Here is a 17,694-nt window from a genome sequence, read left to right on the forward strand (position 1 = left end):
GATGTTTCAATTGAAACAAGTGGCCTGTGCCTATGAACAAAAAAAGGTCTTTACTGGTCTTGATTTGGAGATTAGACAAGGACAATATGTGATGTTGATGGGGGAAAATGGGACTGGGAAATCAAGTCTTATCAGTTTATTAACTGGCTTCAAGCAGGAAGAATCTGGTCGCATTCTTTTCTTAGGGAAGGACCTCAAAGAATGGCTGAAGGACAAACGTCAAAAACGAGATTTTTATAGTCGCCTCGGAATCCTCTTTCAGGATGTGGATAGTCAGTTATTTAATAGTACTGTCTATGATGAGATTGCTTTTGGTCCTCGCCAGCTAGGTCTAACCGAAGAAGAAGTCTCACAGCGCGTTCAAGACACGCTATCCCTGCTTAAAATTGACGATTTAAGAGATCGCGTTCCCTATCAACTGTCTGGTGGAGAAAAGAAGAAAGTGGCTTTTGCCAGTATCATGGTAACTAATCCAGATGTGTATATTCTTGATGAACCCTTCAATAATCTTTCTAAAGAATATGAAGAATTTTTTAGGGAACTTCTACATGACCTTCATTCAGCTGGAAAAACTATTATCATGTCTGCTCACCACTTCAAGCACCTTCATCATGAAAAGGCTGATGTTCTTCTTTTCGAAGATGGCAAAGCTGATTTCTTTCCTGCCCAGGAAGTGCTCAGTAACCAGCAAGTAGTTGAGCGTTTGTCACATTATTAATAAGGATAAGTAGGAAATCGTTCTAGGTTTCCTACTTTTTTCTTTGTCAAACAATTGATATTTTTAGGTGATAGTATTTTCTTATCACCTTGATTATGTTTAAGTATTAGTTAAGCTTAGTGAATTCTGTTACAATAATAACAATCAATCTCAAAGGAGAGTATTATGAAACTTAAAAAAATTCTTGGAATTACGGGTGTAGCCATTGCTTCAGTAGCTTTGCTTGCTGCATGTTCATCTAAATCATTAAAAGAAGCATCTAAATCTTCAGGTGCTAAAGAAACAATTAACTTTGCCACTGTTGGGACAACAGCACCGTTCTCATATGAAGAAAACGGTGAATTGACTGGTTACGATGTGGAAGTGGCCAAAGCAGTCTTCAAAGACTCTGACAAATATGAAGTGAAATTTCAAAAAACAGAATGGTCTTCAGTCTTCACAGGTCTTGACTCAGCTAAATACCAAATGGCTGGGAACAATATCTCTTATTCAGAAGAACGTGACCAAAAATATCTCTTCTCATATCCAATTGGTACCACACCAGCTGTTTTGACTGTTCCAAAAGATAGTAATATTAAGAAATATGATGATATTGCTGGACACTCAACGCAGGTTGTTCAAGGAACATCGACAGCTACTCAATTGACAGAGTTTAATGAGAAACATTCAGACAAGCCAGTTGAACTTAACTACACAAATGAAAATATTACACAAATGTTGACAAGTTTGAATGAAGGTAAGTATGACTTCAAGATCTTTGATGCACCAACTGTTAATGCAATCATCAAAAACAATAAATTGAGCAACTTGAAGACGATTGAGCTTAAATCTGATCAACAACCATACATCTACTTCTTGTTCGCAGATAACCAAAAAGACCTTCAAAAATTTGTAAACAAACGTTTGGAAGAACTCCAAAAAGATGGTACTTTGGCTAAGTTGGCTGAAAAATACCTTGGAAACAAAGATTATATTCCAACTAAAGACGCTTTGAAAGTTCCAAGCAAAAAATAAGAAAGGAGCTGGGAATGAATCTCAGCTTTTTCATATAATTAAAATCTAGGACATGTTATAGTTAAAAACTATAGAGATATACAATTATAAACAATTTGCTACAATTCTTATCCTATGGGATAATAATTTTACACTTAAAACAATTAAAGGGAGTTCGTTATGAAACTTAAAAAAATTCTTGGAATTACAGGATTGGCAGTCGCTTCAACAGTAGCTTTGGCTGCTTGTGGTGCTGGCGGTAACAAATCAGCTAAAGATGATAAAACATTGACAGTTGGTGTCATGACTTTGGATGACACTACTGAGCCATTGTGGGATAAAGTCAAAGAATTGGCTAAAGACAAGGGTGTTACTATCGAGTTGAAAGAGTTCACAGACTACAACCAACCAAATGAAGCCCTTAAAAATGGTGAAATCGACGTTAATGCTTTCCAACACATTTATTTCTTGAACAACTGGAACAAAGAAAATAAGGGTGATGTTGTTGCAGCAGCTGACACACTTCTTAGCCCAATCCACCTTTTCTCAGGAACTGAAAACGGTAAAGCTAAGTATAAGGATGTTAAAGAGCTTCCAGATGGAGCTACTATCTCAGTACCTAATGATGGTACAAACGAAAGCCGTGCTTTGACACTTCTTCAAACAGCTGGTTTGATTAAGTTGGATGTTAAAGATGGTGAATTGGCAACTATCAAGAACATTTCTGAAAATCCAAAGAAATTGGATATTAAAGAAATCGCAGCTGAACAAGCTGCCCAAACTCTTTCATCAGTAGATGCAGCAGTTGTTAACAACTCATACGCACAACAACAAAACGTTGACTATGACACAACTCTCTTCCAAGAAGATCCAAGCCAAGATTTAAAAGATTGGGTCAATATCATTGCAGCTAATAAAGATTGGGAAAAATCAAATAAAGCTGATGCTATCAAGACTTTGATTAAAGCCTACCAAAATGATGAAGTAGCGCAAATCATCTATGATGCATCTAACAAGGTTGACCTTCCAGCATGGAAAGGTGCCCCAACACAAGATCAATTGAAAGCTAATTCAAAGAAATAAGCTAAGGACAGAGGGCGTGTGAGAGCACGCCGTTTTGTCGTGTATGAAGGAGATGATTTGATGGCATTTTCAAGTGAAGAAGAGCAGTTACGAAAATTTCGTAACGATGAAATTGCTCAGCACTATTTTGAAGTTTTGCGGACTTTGATTTCTAAAAAATCTATTTTTGCTCAAAATATTGGTCTCTATGATGTAGCTGCTTACCTTGGTGAGATTTTCTCTGGTGTTGGCGCAGAGGTGATAATTGACGAGACCCATACGGCACCTTTTGTCTTGGCGAAATTCAAGAGTCCAAATCCAGATGCGAAAACAATTATTTTCTATCAACACTATGACACTGTTCCTGCGGACAATGATCAGCCATGGACCGATGAACCTTTCCGTCTGACTGTTCGAAAGGGATATATGTATGGTCGTGGTGTCGATGATGATAAGGGGCATATTACAGCTCGTCTGACAGCCCTTCGGAAATATATTCGAGAAGTTGGTGATCTTCCTGTAAATATTACGTTTATGATGGAAGGTGCTGAAGAATCTGCATCAACAGACCTTGAAAAATATTTAGAAAAATACCGAGATGATCTTCTTCCAGCAGACCTATTGGTTTGGGAGCAAGGGAACCGAAATAGTAAAGGTCAATTGGAAATCACAGGTGGCAACAAGGGGATTATTACCTTTGACTTGTCTGTCGAGAGTGCTGATGTTGATATCCACTCTAAATTTGGTGCAGTGATTGAATCTGCGTCATGGTACTTGCTCAATGCTATCTCAAGCATGAGAGATGATCAGGGACGTATCCTTATCGACGGCATCTATGAAAAGATTGTCCAACCAAACGAACGAGAGATGAATCTTATCGAAACTTATGCTATTGAAAATGCAGACAGTCTTCGTAGGATTTACGGCTTAAAACTACCCATTTTAGAAAGTGACCGCCGAGCGTTCTTAAAAACTTACTATTTTGAGCCTGCTCTTTCTATTGAGGGAATTTCAACAGGTTATCAGGGGCAAGGGGTTAAGACCATCTTACCAGCTCAAGCCAGAGCTAAGATGGAGATGCGTTTGGTCCCTGGCTTGACACCTGAGTACGTTTTGGAGTGTATTAAGGCTCACCTCAAAAAAGAAGGATTTGACCGTATCAAGGTAACCTTCACTCTTGGTGAAGAAAGTTATCGAAGTGATATGTCTGATCCAGCTATTGTCAATGTTATTGAGTTAGCAAAAGGCTTTTATGAAGAAGGTGTCGCTGTCCTTCCAACAGCAGCAGGTACGGGGCCTATGCATATGATTCATCAGGCTTTGGGTGTTCCTATGGCAGCCTTTGGTATAGGGAATGCTAACAGTCGTGACCATGGTGGGGATGAAAATGTTAGTCTAGCAGATTACTACACCCACATTGAACTAATTAAGGAGTTAATTGCAAGTTATGAGTAATGTCATTATTGATTTGAAAAATATTGATATCACCTTTACGCAGAAACGCCGCACTATTCAAGCGGTTAAGGATGTGTCTATCCAGATTGAGAAAGGTGATATTTACGGAATTGTTGGTTATTCAGGGGCTGGTAAATCTACCCTTGTGCGTGCGATCAATCTTTTGCAAGTGCCTACAGCTGGTAAAATCACTATCGGTAAAGATGTGACTTTTGCAGATGGTAAGGTCCAATTGTCGACAAAAGAATTGCGCCAGAAACGTCAAACGATTGGGATGATTTTCCAACACTTTAACCTTATGGCTCAAAAGACGGCTTATGAAAATGTAGCTTTTGCTCTTCGTCATTCTAAACTAAGCAATGAAGAGAAAGACAAAAAAATTCGTGGTCTTTTGGAATTGGTTGATTTGGCTGATCGTGCCGAAAACTATCCTGCACAGTTGTCAGGTGGTCAAAAACAACGTGTAGCGATTGCCCGTGCCTTGGCTAATGATCCTGAAATCTTGATTTCAGATGAGTCTACCTCAGCTCTTGACCCAAAAACAACTAAGCAGATTCTTTCGCTTTTGCAGGATTTGAATAAAAAGCTTGGTTTGACAGTGGTTATGATCACCCACGAAATGCAAATTGTTAAAGACATTTGTAACCGTGTGGCTGTTATGCAAAATGGTCAACTTTTGGAAGAGGGCAGTGTTCTTGATATCTTCTCAAATCCACAAGAAGATTTGACACAAGAATTTATTGAAACTGCTGCAGGGATTGAAGATGCCTTGACTAAGATTAATGCACAACCCTTAGTGAAAAACTTACCAAGCTCAGCCCTTCTCGTTCAACTAAAATATGCTGGTTCTTCAACAGATGAGCCACTCTTGACTGAAATTTTCAAAGATTACGGAGTTTCAAGTAACATCCTTTACGGTAACGTTGAGATTCTAGGTGATACACCTGTTGGTGAATTGGTCGTTGTATTGGATGGTGAGGCAGATAAGGTTCTTGCTGCCCAAAAAGCGATTGAAAATGCAGGTGTCAGCTTGCAAGTACTTAAGAAAGGAGCCCAATAATGGCAGATTGGATTCAACAAAACTTTCCAGATATTTATCGTATTGGTATGCAGGGGGTTAACTCTTGGCCAGACGCCATCTATGCGACTCTCTATATGACGGTTATTTCCTTCATCATTGGGGGGCTTCTTGGTCTTGTTATGGGGCTCTTCTTGGTATTGACAGGTCCTCGTGGAGTCATTGAAAATAAATTTGTTTTCCAAATCTTGGATAAAATCACTTCAATCTTCCGTGCCATTCCTTTCATCATCCTCTTGGCAATTTTGAAAGGCTTCACTTACTTTATCGTGGGGACTAACCTTGGTATGACAGCGGCCTTGGTTCCATTGTCAGCTGCGACTTTCCCATTCTTTGCACGTCAAGTACAGGTGGTACTTGCAGATCTTGACCGTGGCGTTATTGAAGCAGCACAAGCTAGTGGTGCAACACTTTGGGATACGATTAAAGTTTACCTTGGTGAAGGGCTCCCAGAATTGGTTCGTGTATCAACCGTAACTCTGATTTCCCTTGTGGGTGAAACTGCCATGGCCGGTGCTATCGGTGCCGGTGGTCTTGGTTACATCGCTATCTACTATGGATATAACCGTTCTAGTACCTCAGTTACCATTTTGGCAACTTTCTTGATTTTGATTTTGATTTTCCTTATCCAATTCTTGGGTGATTTCTTGACCCGTAAATTGAGTCATAAATAGGATTTGAAAGCCTGTTTGCCACAGGCTTTTCTCATGTCTTGACGATTTCAGATATTTATCATAGTATGGAAGCTATCGAATACTTTATGGTTGAGCTAACCATAAAAAGGAGTTAATGAGTTATGAAACGATTTATTTCAACTTGGAATAGGACCAGTCTAATCAAGCGTATTGCCATTGGTGTGGTAATTGGTGCTGTACTTGGTTTGCTTGTTCCTAAGTTTACGGTTATTGGTCTCTTAGGGGATATGTTTGTTGGTGGCTTGAAGGCAATTGCTCCACTCCTGGTCTTTGCCTTGGTTGCCAATGCCCTTTCTCAAACGCGAGAAGGGCAACAAAGCAACATGAAGACAGTTATTGTTCTTTATCTCTTTGGGACCTTTGCGGCAGCATTGACGGCTGTTATTTCTCACTATATTTTTCCAATTTCTCTGAAGTTGGGAGCAGCGGCAGCGACTAAAGCGACGGCACCTCAAGGTGTGGGAGAAGTCTTTAAAGGTTTGTTGCTTAAGATGGTGGATAACCCTGTCAATGCCTTGGCTCAAGCCAACTACATTGGTGTTTTAGTATGGGCGGTTGTCTTTGGTTTCGCCATGCGAACAGCTAGCACTCACACGAAAGATTTGCTACATACCTTGGCAGAAGTGACTTCACAAATCGTTCGTTGGATTATTAACTTGGCACCATTTGGTATCCTTGGTCTTGTCTTTAATACTATTTCTGAGAATGGTGTTGGTGTTTTGGCGGATTATGGTGTCCTAATCCTTGTTTTAGTGGGAACAATGGCCTTTGTTGCCTTGGTTGTTAATCCTATCATTGCTTTTGTGATGATGGGCAAAAATCCTTTCCCACTGGTTTTCCGTTGTTTGAAAGACTCTGGGATTACAGCCTTCTTTACTCGCTCGTCAGCAGCTAATATTCCTGTTAACCTTCAGCTTTGTAAAGATCTTGGTTTAAATCCTGATACCTATTCAGTTTCTATTCCTTTGGGGTCAACTATTAATATGGCTGGGGCAGCCGTGACAATCAATGTCTTAACTCTTGCTGCAGTAACGACTTTGGGAATTCAGGTTGATTTTGCGACAGCACTCATTCTTAGTGTGGTTTCAGCTATTTCTGCCTGTGGTGCCTCAGGTATTGCTGGAGGATCCCTTCTATTAGTGCCAGTAGCATGTAGCCTCTTTGGTATCTCAAATGATTTGGCCATGCAAGTTGTTGGTGTTGGCTTTATCGTAGGTGTCATCCAAGACTCTTGTGAAACAGCCCTTAACTCTTCAACAGACGTACTTTTTACAGCAGTAGCAGAAAAGAGCCGTTGGAAGAAAGTATAGGTAATTGTATAAGGTCGGCCTATCTGGCTGGCTTTTTGATTTTGGAGAAAACATAGTCAAAGACTATAGCTAGCTCAAGAATCTATCATCTTTAAAAAGCCCATAAAATATGGTAAAATAAACCGTTCAAAGAGAAAAGGTGAAACATTTATGACTAATAATTTATTGGTGCTTCAATCAGACTTTGGTTTGGTTGACGGTGCTGTTTCGGCCATGATTGGTGTGGCTCTTCAAGAAGAACCAAGTTTGGGAGTTCATCACCTTACACATGATATTACACCCTACAACACTTTTGAAGCTTCCTATCGTCTGTTTCAGACTGTCGAGTACTGGCCAAAGGGAACAACCTTTGTTTCGGTAGTTGATCCGGGTGTAGGCTCATCACGTAAAAGTGTGGTTGCCTTAACAAAGACGGGGCAATATATCGTCACACCAGATAACGGAACACTTTCTTATATCAAGAAGGATGTCGGTATCGTTGCTGTCCGTGAAATTTCAGAAGTTGAGAATCGTCGTAGTAATACGGAGCTGTCTTATACCTTCCATGGTCGTGATGTTTATGCCTATACAGGTGCCAAATTAGCTTCTGGTCATATCAGTTTTGAAGAAGTAGGTCCTGAGTTACCTGTGGACAAAATTCTAGAGCTTCCAGTGGTTGAAACCATCATAGAGGATAATTTGGTTCGTGGTGCAATTGATATTTTGGACGTCCGTTTCGGCTCTCTTTGGACCTCTATCACACGTGATGACTTTTATGCCTTGGAACCAAACTTTGGTGATCGATTCGAGGTGACCATCTTTAACAATGATATGTTGGTCTACCAAAATCAAGTTACCTATGGGAAATCTTTTGCGGATGTTCGTATCGGTCAGCCAATTATTTATATCAATTCCCTCTATCGTGTTGGCTTAGCCATAAACCAGGGGTCTTTTGCCAAGGCCTATAATGTTGGTGTGGGGTCTAACTGGCACATTGAAATTAAACGTTTAGGAGATTAAAGTAAGATTATGAAAAATAATTCAATTCGTACAGTAGTTGCGACAGGTATTGGTGCAGCACTCTTTATTATCATTGGTATGTTTGTTAATATTCCTATTTTTGGGAATACCAGCATCCAACTTCAGTATGCTGTTCAAGCCCTATTCTCAGTGATTTTTGGGCCTATTACAGGTTTCTTTATGGGCTTTATTGGGCATGCGCTTAAAGATGGTATTCAATACGGAAATATCTCATGGGCTTGGGTGTTTGCAAGTGCCATTACAGGTCTTGTAATTGGTCTATTCAACAAAAAATATGATGTGACAACTGGCAAGTTTTCTTTGATGAGTATGATTTGGTTTAACCTAGCACAAGCATTGGCCCTCCTTATTGCCTATGGTATCGTTACCCCTATTGGTGATAGACTCCAATTCGCACAAGCCTGGTCATATCTTTATGCACAAAGTTTTGTAGCTGGCGTAGCTAACTTTATTACAATTGCAATCGGAGGAACCCTCCTTCTTGCAATCTATGCTGGCTCACGTACACAATCTGGTAGTCTTACCAAAGACTAGCATGAATCATAGGAGAGTGGGACTGTCAGTTTGCTTTGATTCCTCCTCTCTTTTTTAGTAGAAACATGGATAAATACATTAGTTTTAATCAGTTTACATTTCAATATGATGCGCAAGCAGAAGCGACGCTTAAAGATATCAGCTTTGATATTGTCAAAGGCGAGAAAGTGCTCATTTTAGGCCCTTCTGGTAGCGGAAAGTCGACCCTGGCTCAGTGTCTCAATGGTATCATACCTAATATCCATAAAGGCCAGGCACAAGGCCAGGTAAGGATAGATGGAAAGAATATTTTCAAGCAATCTATCTATGATAAGTCACAGTTAGTATCTACGGTATTGCAAGATCCAGATGGTCAGTTTATTGGCTTAACAGTAGCCGAGGATTTGGCTTTTGCCTTGGAAAATGATTGTGCTAATCAAAGTGAGATGAAGGATAAGGTAGCTCTCTGGGCTGAATGTCTAGACTTGACTTCTCTTTTGAATCACCGCCCTCAAGACTTATCAGGTGGCCAAAAACAACGAGTTAGTTTGGCTGGAGTCTTGATTGATGAGAGTCCTATTCTTTTATTTGATGAGCCTCTAGCAAATTTAGATCCTAAATCAGGACAGGAAACCATTGACCTCATTGATAAAATCCACAAAGAGGTGGGAGCTACAACAATTATTATTGAGCATCGCCTAGAAGATGTTCTTTATCGTCCTGTTGACCGGATTTTACTGGTCAATGATGGCACCCTCCTCTTTAACGGTAGCCCAGATGAGCTTTTATCAAGTACTCTCTTACTGGAAAATGGGATTCGCGAACCTCTATATGTGACGGTTTTACGTCAGTTGGGATTTGACATAAGAGATGCACAAAATCTTAGTCAATTGGATGCTTTAGACTTATCTGGCCTTGTTCTGCCAGATAGAGTTTTGAAAGATAAAAGAGACAGTTCAAGTGATTCTATTTTGAAGGTTGAGGGGCTTAGCGTTTCCTATGGGGATAATCCAGCGATTATAGAGGATATGTCTTTTAGCTTGAAAAAAGGTGAGCGACTAGCGATTGTCGGTAAAAATGGAGCTGGAAAGTCGACGCTTGCCAAAGCTCTATGCGGTTTTGTCCCTAGTCAAGGGAAATTAACTTACAAGGGTCAGGATATCAGTCAGGATAGCATCGCCGAGCGTTCAGAGCGTATAGGCTTTGTTTTGCAAAATCCTAATCAGATGATTAGCCAAACTATGATTTTTGATGAAGTGGCTCTTGGTTTACGCTTGCGAGGGATTGAAGAAACTGAGGTTGAAGAGCGTGTTCATGAGGTCCTGAAGACTTGTGGTCTCTATAGTTTTCGTAAATGGCCCATTTCTGCGCTTTCCTTTGGTCAGAAAAAGCGTGTGACCATTGCGTCTATCTTGGTCTTGAAACCTGAAATCATTATCTTGGATGAGCCAACAGCTGGTCAAGATTACAAGACTTACACAGATATCATGAATTTCTTGGACAGTCTTCAGAAGCAAGGCCATACCATTGTGATGATTACCCATGACATGCAGCTCATGTTGGAATATAGTGATCGTTGTCTCGTTGTGGTTGAGGGGAAAATCATTGCAGACGATAATCCTGTTACAATTCTTAATCAGAAGGATTTACTTGAGTCAGCTAATCTCAAGCAGACATCTCTTTATACTTTGGGTCAGAAATTGTCAAGTGATCCAGTAGAAGTAACCCAGTATTATATCGAAAAAAGGAGGCCCTAATGTCTAATCGTTTAATTGGTTATCAGTCAGGTCAAGGTTTCCTCTATGATTTGTCTGGGGCAAGTAAGATGCTTTTCTTTATCTTGGTTTCAGTTGCTTGTATGGCAACCTATGACCCACGTTTTATTCTAGCAGTAGGCTTACTTTCTATTTATCTCTTTTATTTGGCCAAGATTCGTTGGCGAGATATTTCTTTCGTTGTTAAGATTATTGGATCGATTGCTCTCTTTAATTTACTTATGGTCTACCTTTTCGCACCTGGCTATGGTGAAGAAATTTATGGGGCTAAGACAGTTATTATTGAAGGCTGGGGGCGTTTCTATCTAACCAGTCAGGAGCTTTTTTACCTTGCAAATCTATTGCTCAAGTATTTTTCAACGGTCCCTCTTGCCATTCTTTTTCTTATGACCACTCATCCGAGTCAGTTTGCGGCTAGCCTAAATCAAATTGGGGTTCCTTATAAATTTGCCTATTCCGTGAGTTTAACCTTGCGTTATATTCCAGATGTTCAAGAAGAATTCTTTACGATTCGTAAGGCTCAGGAGGCTCGTGGTTTGGATTTGTCGCAAAAGGTGGGATTGGTCAAACGCATTCGCGGGAATCTCCAAATTGTTCTTCCACTAATTTTTTCATCTCTCGAACGAATTGATACCATATCGACAGCCATGGAGTTACGACGATTTGGTCGCTACAAAAAACGTACATGGTATGTGCATAAATCTTTGATGAAACAAGATTACCTTGTCATCCTATCAGCTATCCTTATATTGGGGATTAGTATTGGATTAATTTTCTTCAATCATGGTCGTTTTTATAATCCATGGAGATAATGCTCTTAGCATAGAGAGAATCTGCCATTAAGCATAATAAAAAAACGTTCCCGTCTTGTCCAGATGAACGAGATTGGAACGTTTTTTGTTATTTCAAATAGCCTAAATAATCAAATTTTTCTAGTGTCCGATTGTCGGCGACAACTAGGATGATTCCTTCGTCAGGTAGTTTCTTAATTGGGTCAAAGTGAGTGTTTAACTTGCCATTTTGCTCATCTCTAAAACCAATAACGTTGACGTTATAATTTTGTCTTAGATTTAATGTATGCAAAGACTTTCCAGCCCATTCCTTTGGAATTTTAAGTTCAATTAAAGCCACGTCGTCCTCTAAATGAAAAACATTTGAAATGTTATAACGGAGGATGTTTGAAGCCAATTCTTTTGCTGTGCTACGCTCAGGAGTGATGACCCAGTTGGCCCCCATTCCGTAAAGGACTTCCTCATAATTGTTATTCATAGCTTTAGCAATAATATTTGTAATGCCAAGTTTTTTACATTGCAGGAGCGCCAGTGCAGAAGATTCTAAGTGTTCTCCAGTTGCAATAATGACCGTATCGCAAGTATCAATACCAGCAGAACGTAGAAAGTCAATGTCAGTAATGTCACCAACAGCGGCCTTAGTCACCTGATCAGCAAGGGAATCAATTGTTGTAGAGTTATTATCTAAGGCAATAACATCTTGTCCAAAAGAGGAGAGTTCGGTTGCAATGGTTTGTCCAAAGATTCCCAAACCGAGGACCCCAATAATTTGTGTTTTCATAGAAAATCCTTTCAGAATATTGTCAATGAATAAAATTGTTTAGCCAACTGAAATATCAGTTGGGGCATAAGAGACATGCTTTTCTTTTTTGGTCATCAAGCTCAAGAGAACAGTGATAGGTCCAACACGGCCAATGAACATCAGAGATATGATAACGAGTCGTCCTAGAGTATTTAGATTAGGGGTCAAATCCATTGAAACACCAACAGTAGCAATGGCTGACACACTCTCAAAAAGTAGGCCTAGGGGCGATAGCGTAGGATTAGTCTCCAGTAAAATAACATAGCCGACAAAGAGCATTGTTAGGAAAAAGAGTATAACTGTGAATGCTTGTAAAACAGTCTTATTAGATATAATACGATTTCGGAAAACAACACTAGAGTTACCAGAGAGCTCCGACTTGAAAAGAAGAAACATAATGGAGGCGGTGGTTACCTTGATACCACCGGCAGTTCCTCCAGGACCACCCCCAATAATCATCTGAATCATAAAAAGAAGATTTGTAGAAAAATCAGCATTGGTGTAGGAAATAGTCGCAAAACCAGCGGTACGCATGGTTACAGTCTGAAAGAAACTTACCAGAAGTTGCTGCCAGACATTGAGAGTACCGATTGTCTTAGAGTTATCCATTTCCAGTAACCAAGCAAGTAGTGTTCCTCCTAAGAGGAGACAGCCTGTACTTATAAGAACAAGACGGCTTTGATTGCTGAAAGGCCTACAAGCTAATTTCCAGTTCCTAGGACGATCTGTCATATAGCGTCTTATTAGTTGAATCAAATCAATCCAAACTGCAAATCCCAAACTTCCAGACATAATGAGAAAAGCTACAGCAAGGTTAATGGTTGGATTGGTTGCATAATCCTGTAAACTGTTAGAACCTAAGTTGTCAAATCCAGCATTACAAAAGGCAGAGACAGCTAGAAAGAGACTATTAAAAATGCCGTGACCAAGTCCAAAACGAGGAACGAAATCAGTCATGATCACAAGTGCTGCCAAAGCTTCAATAGAAAAAGTAATTTTATAGACCTTAAAAAGATAAGCTTTCAAATCTTTTTGGTTATCCCTGCTAAGTGCGGATTGAAGGAGATCTTGATCACTCAGTCCTAATTTATTTTTCAGGGTATAGGTGCTAAAGGCTATAAGAGAGACGAGCCCAAGTCCTCCCGTCTGCATGAGAAGCATAGAGAAAATTTGACCGAGACCATTGTAAGCCTTACTGACCGGGACAACAGAAAGTCCAGTTACACAGACCATTGACACAGTATTGAAGAGATGATCCAGGTAGCTTGTTTCTGGACTATTAACATAGTGGCTTATGGGAAGGCTAAGTAAAATACTCCCCACTATAATGACAAAGACAAAGCTGAGCACCAGCTTCTGCGTGACAGAAAGACGATTGATCAATGAAAACCTCCAAGTTATCAAAAGAGTAAATAATAATCCAAGGAGTAAGACACCTCCTTGGATAAACGTTATAGCGGCTTCTTGTTAGGAATTCCAGCACGACGTGGGTACTTATTTGGGGTTTCTTTTTTCTTATCGACAATAGTGACATTACGTCCATCCCCATTTGGTAGTCTGTAGTTCTCGTTGAGAATAGGCTTGGCAAAAAGCGAGTTCAAGGCATTTTTAGCATCGGCTAACTCTTCATCAGCTGCTACAGCTTTAAGTGCAATAAGTTGTCCACCAACCTTCAAGAAAGGAATAGTCAATTCTGAGAGAACCTGCATGCGTGCGACGGCACGGGCAGTAACAATATCAAACTGAGCACGGAAGGCCTTGTCTTGTCCAAAATCCTCTGCACGTCCATGATAGAAGTGAACATCGCTGAGCTCAAGTTCATCAGCCAAGAGATTGAGGAAATTGATGCGTTTATTAAGAGAGTCGATGATAGTCACATCAAGCTCAGGGCAAAGGATTTTCATAGGGAGACTTGGAAATCCAGCTCCAGCTCCGATATCCAGAAGTCGAATACTTTGATTTTTAATATGCCCTTGAAGCACAGGAGCTAGGGAATCGTAGAAATGTTTGAGGTAGACCTCGTCTCTTTCTGTGATTGCAGTAAGGTTGATCTTTTCGTTCCATTCTACCAAAAGCTCAAAGTAGCGTTGGAATTGGTCTTTTTGTTTTTGGCTGAGATCGAACCCCAGTTCTTTCAAAGCCTTGTAAAAATCTTCAGGTGTCATTATATATTCCTTTTATCTAGTTTCAATGCTCTTATTTTACCATAATTAAGAGCTTTCATCTAACTCTATAGGACAGATGGAAACTGGGTCTGAGTAAGTTTCTCATTAGCTTTGAAAAAAGTTCTAAGTTTAAGAAATATGTAATATTAAAGGTGTTATTTTTTCTTAAAAATTTGATATAATACTAATTAAGTCTAAAATCATAATCATGCTCTCTAATGAAAAGTGAATGTAGGGGATTATGGTCTTGTGGATTGAAAATAGATCCCTATGGGGAAATTTAATTTGAGGATTAAGAATGATTTATCTTTCAGAAGTTAGAAAGTCTCCAGAGGGGCTCGCCTTTACCGAAGCACCTTCTTTGTTGGAGTCTATTAAAGAACGCTATGATCAAGTTTTAAATCTTGAAAAGATTCAAGCAAGTGGTAAGGTAGCCTATGATAATGGCTTGTACCTTTTGGACTATCAACTTAGCTATGATATTACCTTGCCATCTAGCCGTTCACTTGAACCTGTGACACTTAGCTTTAACTATCCGGTTTCAGAAACCTTTATACAAGAGGCAGATGCAGCTCTTCAAAAGGAATTAGTCGAAGAAAATCTAGTTCTTATCTTGGATGGGGATACCATTAATCTTGATGAGAGTATTCTAGATAATATTCTTCTTAATATTCCTTTGAGAGTATTAACACCTGAGGAAGAATCAGGACAAATTTCGCTCTCAGGTAATGACTGGGAAGTCTTGTCAGAAGAGGATTTTGCCGCACTTCAACAGGAGAAAAAAGAGGCAAGTAATCCCTTTGCCCAATTGAACGGTCTATTTGACGAAAATTAATTCAAAAAAATAAACTAAAAATGTTTGACAATTTTAAAAATCTGTATTATTATATCATTAGAAGTTAATTTTCGGATTTATTTATAGGGTAAATCTACAGACTTTTTAAGGGAAATAGAAGTCAAAAAATTTTAAGAAAGTGGTAAATACTTATTATGAGCAAACGCATTTTGATTGTTGAAGATGAGAAAAACCTTGCTCGTTTTGTCTCTCTTGAACTTCAACACGAAGGATACGACGTTGTGACAGCAGACAACGGACGTGAAGGACTTGAAATGGCACTCGAGAAAGATTTCGATCTTATTCTCTTGGACCTTATGTTGCCTGAGATGGACGGTTTTGAAGTAACACGTCGTCTCCAACAAGAAAAAGATACTTATATTATGATGATGACAGCCCGCGATTCAATCATGGACATTGTTGCTGGTTTGGACCGTGGTGCTGATGACTATATTGTAAAACCTTTTGCGATTGAAGAACTATTGGCACGTATTCGTGCAACCTTCCGTCGCCAAGATATCGAAGCTGCTAAGAATGCACCAGCTAAAGCGTCAACTTATCGTGATTTGAAATTGGATGTTCAAAATCGTACAGTTGTTCGTGGTGATGAAGCAATTCCATTGACAAAACGTGAGTTTGATTTGTTGAACACACTTTTGAGCAATATGAACCAAGTGATGACCCGTGAGGAACTCTTGCTTCAAGTTTGGAAATATGATGACGCAATCGAAACAAACGTTGTAGATGTTTATATTCGTTACTTGCGTGGAAAAATCGATGTTCCAGGTAAGGAATCATACATTCAAACAGTGCGAGGAATGGGTTACGTTATCCGTGAAAAATGAGTAAATTACAAGATAAATTATTTGGTAAAGTAACCATTAGAAAAAAGTTGACCATGACAACTGCTGTGGTCTTCTTTCTTGTATTGTCGATGTTCACTCTGGTTGTTGTTTTCTCGGCCAATACGCTTCTTTTGCAACGTGAACGTCAAAATGTAAATAACACAATTTCGAAAGTTGTTACTTATATCGAAAAGGACTGGGATTCTGATGAAGAGTTGAGTCCAGAACCGCTTTTAGCGGCCCTTTATTCGCCTAAAAATATCTATGCATCAATCATTAATGGTGTGCTTTCTGAAAAGCACTCTTTGGATGGTCAAGTTGCAATTTCTAATAAATTATTTTCTAACCAATCTGTTTTTGTTTATGACAAAAAGGGAACGTTTATCTTTACTTCTGAGGAAAACACAGACTCTCCTCCAGGCATGTCTGAAGTAAACAAACTGAAGTCAGTGTCCTATAAAGGAAAGCGTGGTTTCTTACTACAAGTTCCAATTTACGGTAAGGATAAAAAGACCATCGTTGGTTATGCCCAGATTTTCCATGATTTGGAATTCTACTATGCTCTGAAAGAGCGTTTGATTTTCTTATTGATTTTCCTAGAAGTGGGGATGACGGTCCTAGTTATCGCAGCAACTGTGGTTGTCTTGACATCTATTCTTCGTCCGATGAGACAGTTGCACGAAACGATGGGAGTTATCACCGATTCGCCAAGTGATTTGGAACTTCGTTCTAAGATTGAAAGTCACGATGAAATTGGTGATTTGGCGGTTAACTTTAACCGTATGATGGATAAAATCCAAGAAAATAATCAGATGCAGATGCGTTTCTTGAGTGACGTCAGTCATGAATTACGTACGCCGATTGCGGTTATCAAGGGCCATATGGACCTCTTGCAACGTTGGGGTAAAAATGACCCTGAGATTCTTGAGGAGAGTCTTGAGGCTGCAAGTCACGAGGCCAACCGTATGACGATTATGATTAATGATATGTTGGATTCTATCCGTGTCAAAGGATCATTTGAAAATCATAGAAATGATACGTGTGATTTGAATTCTTCAATCCGTACGGTTATTGGTAACTTCCGTGTCTTGCATGAAGATTACCAATTCTATCTCAATGATTTTGAGAGCTCAGAGCGTCCAGCACAGATTTACAGCCAACACTTTGAACAGGCGATTACTATTTTGATTGATAATGCGGTCAAGTATTCTCCTGTTAACAAGGAAATCCAGGTTACAATTAAGGCTCTGGAAGATGAAATGTTGGTACAAGTACAAGATAATGGTGAAGGGATTTCTAAAGAAGATATTGAGCATATCTTTGAACGTTTCTATCGTTCAGATAAGGCACGTAATCGTACGACAACGCAATCTGGTGTTGGTATTGGTTTGTCAATCCTTTACCAAATTGTGGAAGCTTATCGCTGCCGTATTAATGTTAGTTCTGAACTTGGTGTTGGAACACGTTTCGACCTTTACATTCCATTTGCGGATGGAGAAACGACGACACCTCAACTTGAGCTTTAAATCAATTTATAAGAGTCTTAGAGTGATTCTTGGTCGTGAGCACGCCTCGTTTAGGGCGTGCTTTTTATGTGTTTTTATGGTAAAATAGAGTACCGAATTTCAAAGATTGGT

17 protein-coding genes are annotated in these 17,694 nt (G+C 39.5%); 14 read left to right on the plus strand and 3 right to left on the minus strand.

What is annotated here, in order from left to right; translation table 11 throughout:
- The first annotated feature begins 1 nt into the window (after window position 1).
- From PCY16_RS03930 to PCY16_RS03980, 11 genes are all read left to right on the plus strand, one after another.
- On the plus strand, window positions 2-718 hold the full coding sequence (locus PCY16_RS03930; protein ID WP_070575895.1) for an energy-coupling factor ABC transporter ATP-binding protein: 717 nt from the start codon (window positions 2-4) through the stop codon (window positions 716-718).
- Window positions 719-883: 165 nt separating this feature from the next.
- Complete coding sequence (locus PCY16_RS03935; RefSeq protein WP_301353889.1) at window positions 884-1,732, plus strand: amino acid ABC transporter substrate-binding protein; 849 nt, start codon at window positions 884-886, stop codon at window positions 1,730-1,732.
- 159 nt (window positions 1,733-1,891) lie between these two features.
- Entirely contained in the window at window positions 1,892-2,794 is a 903-nt protein-coding gene (locus PCY16_RS03940; protein WP_013990049.1) for a MetQ/NlpA family ABC transporter substrate-binding protein, read from the plus strand.
- A 60-nt stretch (window positions 2,795-2,854) separates the two neighbouring features.
- Complete coding sequence (locus PCY16_RS03945) at window positions 2,855-4,228, plus strand: M20/M25/M40 family metallo-hydrolase (protein ID WP_301353891.1); 1,374 nt, start codon at window positions 2,855-2,857, stop codon at window positions 4,226-4,228.
- Window positions 4,221-5,288, plus strand: a complete 1,068-nt coding sequence (locus PCY16_RS03950) for a methionine ABC transporter ATP-binding protein (protein ID WP_195413375.1) — start codon at window positions 4,221-4,223, stop codon at window positions 5,286-5,288. The genes PCY16_RS03945 and PCY16_RS03950 overlap by 8 nt, the downstream gene beginning before the upstream one ends.
- Window positions 5,288-5,980, plus strand: coding sequence for a methionine ABC transporter permease (locus PCY16_RS03955; RefSeq protein ID WP_002883771.1), 693 nt, complete (start codon window positions 5,288-5,290; stop codon window positions 5,978-5,980). The genes PCY16_RS03950 and PCY16_RS03955 overlap by 1 nt, the downstream gene beginning before the upstream one ends.
- Window positions 5,981-6,102: 122 nt before the next feature.
- Complete coding sequence (gene sstT / locus PCY16_RS03960; protein WP_195413376.1) at window positions 6,103-7,311, plus strand: serine/threonine transporter SstT; 1,209 nt, start codon at window positions 6,103-6,105, stop codon at window positions 7,309-7,311.
- Window positions 7,312-7,461: 150 nt separating this feature from the next.
- On the plus strand, window positions 7,462-8,310 hold the full coding sequence (locus PCY16_RS03965; RefSeq protein ID WP_002889951.1) for an S-adenosyl-l-methionine hydroxide adenosyltransferase family protein: 849 nt from the start codon (window positions 7,462-7,464) through the stop codon (window positions 8,308-8,310).
- Window positions 8,311-8,319: 9 nt separating this feature from the next.
- A complete protein-coding gene (locus PCY16_RS03970; RefSeq protein ID WP_002889953.1) occupies window positions 8,320-8,865 on the plus strand; it encodes an ECF-type riboflavin transporter substrate-binding protein in 546 nt (181 codons plus the stop codon).
- Window positions 8,866-8,930: 65 nt separating this feature from the next.
- Window positions 8,931-10,601: an ABC transporter ATP-binding protein gene (locus PCY16_RS03975; RefSeq protein ID WP_195413377.1), complete on the plus strand. Its 1,671-nt coding sequence runs from the start codon at window positions 8,931-8,933 to the stop codon at window positions 10,599-10,601.
- Window positions 10,601-11,431 carry an energy-coupling factor transporter transmembrane protein EcfT gene (locus tag PCY16_RS03980; RefSeq protein ID WP_037599013.1) on the plus strand — a complete coding sequence of 277 codons (831 nt, stop codon included), beginning with the start codon at window positions 10,601-10,603 and terminating at the stop codon, window positions 11,429-11,431. The genes PCY16_RS03975 and PCY16_RS03980 overlap by 1 nt, the downstream gene beginning before the upstream one ends.
- A gap of 88 nt (window positions 11,432-11,519) precedes the next feature.
- Here PCY16_RS03980 and PCY16_RS03985 read toward each other — a convergent pair whose 3' ends face one another.
- From PCY16_RS03985 to rsmG, 3 genes are all read right to left on the minus strand, one after another.
- Complete coding sequence (locus PCY16_RS03985) at window positions 11,520-12,191, minus strand: TrkA family potassium uptake protein (protein WP_002889958.1); 672 nt, start codon at window positions 12,189-12,191, stop codon at window positions 11,520-11,522.
- A gap of 39 nt (window positions 12,192-12,230) precedes the next feature.
- A complete protein-coding gene (locus PCY16_RS03990) occupies window positions 12,231-13,595 on the minus strand; it encodes a TrkH family potassium uptake protein (RefSeq protein WP_195413378.1) in 1,365 nt (454 codons plus the stop codon).
- A gap of 68 nt (window positions 13,596-13,663) precedes the next feature.
- Window positions 13,664-14,377, minus strand: a complete 714-nt coding sequence (gene rsmG / locus PCY16_RS03995) for a 16S rRNA (guanine(527)-N(7))-methyltransferase RsmG (protein WP_195413379.1) — start codon at window positions 14,375-14,377, stop codon at window positions 13,664-13,666.
- Between the two features lie 298 nt (window positions 14,378-14,675).
- Between rsmG and PCY16_RS04000 the strand changes: the two genes are divergently transcribed.
- The 3 genes from PCY16_RS04000 (at window position 14,676) to PCY16_RS04010 (ending at window position 17,583) form a co-directional block, all read left to right on the plus strand.
- Window positions 14,676-15,212 (plus strand): YceD family protein, encoded by a 537-nt coding sequence (locus PCY16_RS04000; RefSeq protein WP_195413380.1) that lies wholly within the window; start codon window positions 14,676-14,678, stop codon window positions 15,210-15,212.
- 155 nt (window positions 15,213-15,367) lie between these two features.
- Window positions 15,368-16,057 carry a response regulator transcription factor gene (locus tag PCY16_RS04005; RefSeq protein ID WP_002883757.1) on the plus strand — a complete coding sequence of 230 codons (690 nt, stop codon included), beginning with the start codon at window positions 15,368-15,370 and terminating at the stop codon, window positions 16,055-16,057.
- Window positions 16,054-17,583: a HAMP domain-containing histidine kinase gene (locus PCY16_RS04010; RefSeq protein ID WP_118189659.1), complete on the plus strand. Its 1,530-nt coding sequence runs from the start codon at window positions 16,054-16,056 to the stop codon at window positions 17,581-17,583. Before PCY16_RS04005 ends, PCY16_RS04010 begins: the two co-directional genes overlap by 4 nt.
- The last annotated feature ends 111 nt before the right edge of the window (window positions 17,584-17,694 follow it).

Origin of the sequence: Streptococcus sp. SS4, from assembly GCF_030440125.1 — a bacterium.
Taxonomy (GTDB): domain Bacteria; phylum Bacillota; class Bacilli; order Lactobacillales; family Streptococcaceae; genus Streptococcus.

Excerpts from the sequence above, each read along its gene's own strand:
- PCY16_RS03930 (WP_070575895.1), top strand. The coding sequence starts at position 2 with ATGTTTCAATTGAAACAAGTGGCCTGTGCCTATGAACAAAAAAAGGTC.
- sstT (WP_195413376.1), top strand. The coding sequence starts at position 6,103 with ATGAAACGATTTATTTCAACTTGGAATAGGACCAGTCTAATCAAGCGT.
- PCY16_RS04000 (WP_195413380.1), top strand. The coding sequence starts at position 14,676 with ATGATTTATCTTTCAGAAGTTAGAAAGTCTCCAGAGGGGCTCGCCTTT.
- PCY16_RS03940 (WP_013990049.1), top strand. The coding sequence starts at position 1,892 with ATGAAACTTAAAAAAATTCTTGGAATTACAGGATTGGCAGTCGCTTCA.
- PCY16_RS03970 (WP_002889953.1), top strand. The coding sequence starts at position 8,320 with ATGAAAAATAATTCAATTCGTACAGTAGTTGCGACAGGTATTGGTGCA.
- PCY16_RS03935 (WP_301353889.1), top strand. The coding sequence starts at position 884 with ATGAAACTTAAAAAAATTCTTGGAATTACGGGTGTAGCCATTGCTTCA.
- PCY16_RS03945 (WP_301353891.1), top strand. The coding sequence starts at position 2,855 with ATGGCATTTTCAAGTGAAGAAGAGCAGTTACGAAAATTTCGTAACGAT.
- PCY16_RS03985 (WP_002889958.1), bottom strand. The coding sequence starts at position 12,191 with ATGAAAACACAAATTATTGGGGTCCTCGGTTTGGGAATCTTTGGACAA.
- rsmG (WP_195413379.1), bottom strand. The coding sequence starts at position 14,377 with ATGACACCTGAAGATTTTTACAAGGCTTTGAAAGAACTGGGGTTCGAT.
- PCY16_RS04010 (WP_118189659.1), top strand. The coding sequence starts at position 16,054 with ATGAGTAAATTACAAGATAAATTATTTGGTAAAGTAACCATTAGAAAA.
- PCY16_RS03975 (WP_195413377.1), top strand. The coding sequence starts at position 8,931 with ATGGATAAATACATTAGTTTTAATCAGTTTACATTTCAATATGATGCG.
- PCY16_RS03955 (WP_002883771.1), top strand. The coding sequence starts at position 5,288 with ATGGCAGATTGGATTCAACAAAACTTTCCAGATATTTATCGTATTGGT.
- PCY16_RS03950 (WP_195413375.1), top strand. The coding sequence starts at position 4,221 with ATGAGTAATGTCATTATTGATTTGAAAAATATTGATATCACCTTTACG.
- PCY16_RS03980 (WP_037599013.1), top strand. The coding sequence starts at position 10,601 with ATGTCTAATCGTTTAATTGGTTATCAGTCAGGTCAAGGTTTCCTCTAT.
- PCY16_RS04005 (WP_002883757.1), top strand. The coding sequence starts at position 15,368 with ATGAGCAAACGCATTTTGATTGTTGAAGATGAGAAAAACCTTGCTCGT.
- PCY16_RS03965 (WP_002889951.1), top strand. The coding sequence starts at position 7,462 with ATGACTAATAATTTATTGGTGCTTCAATCAGACTTTGGTTTGGTTGAC.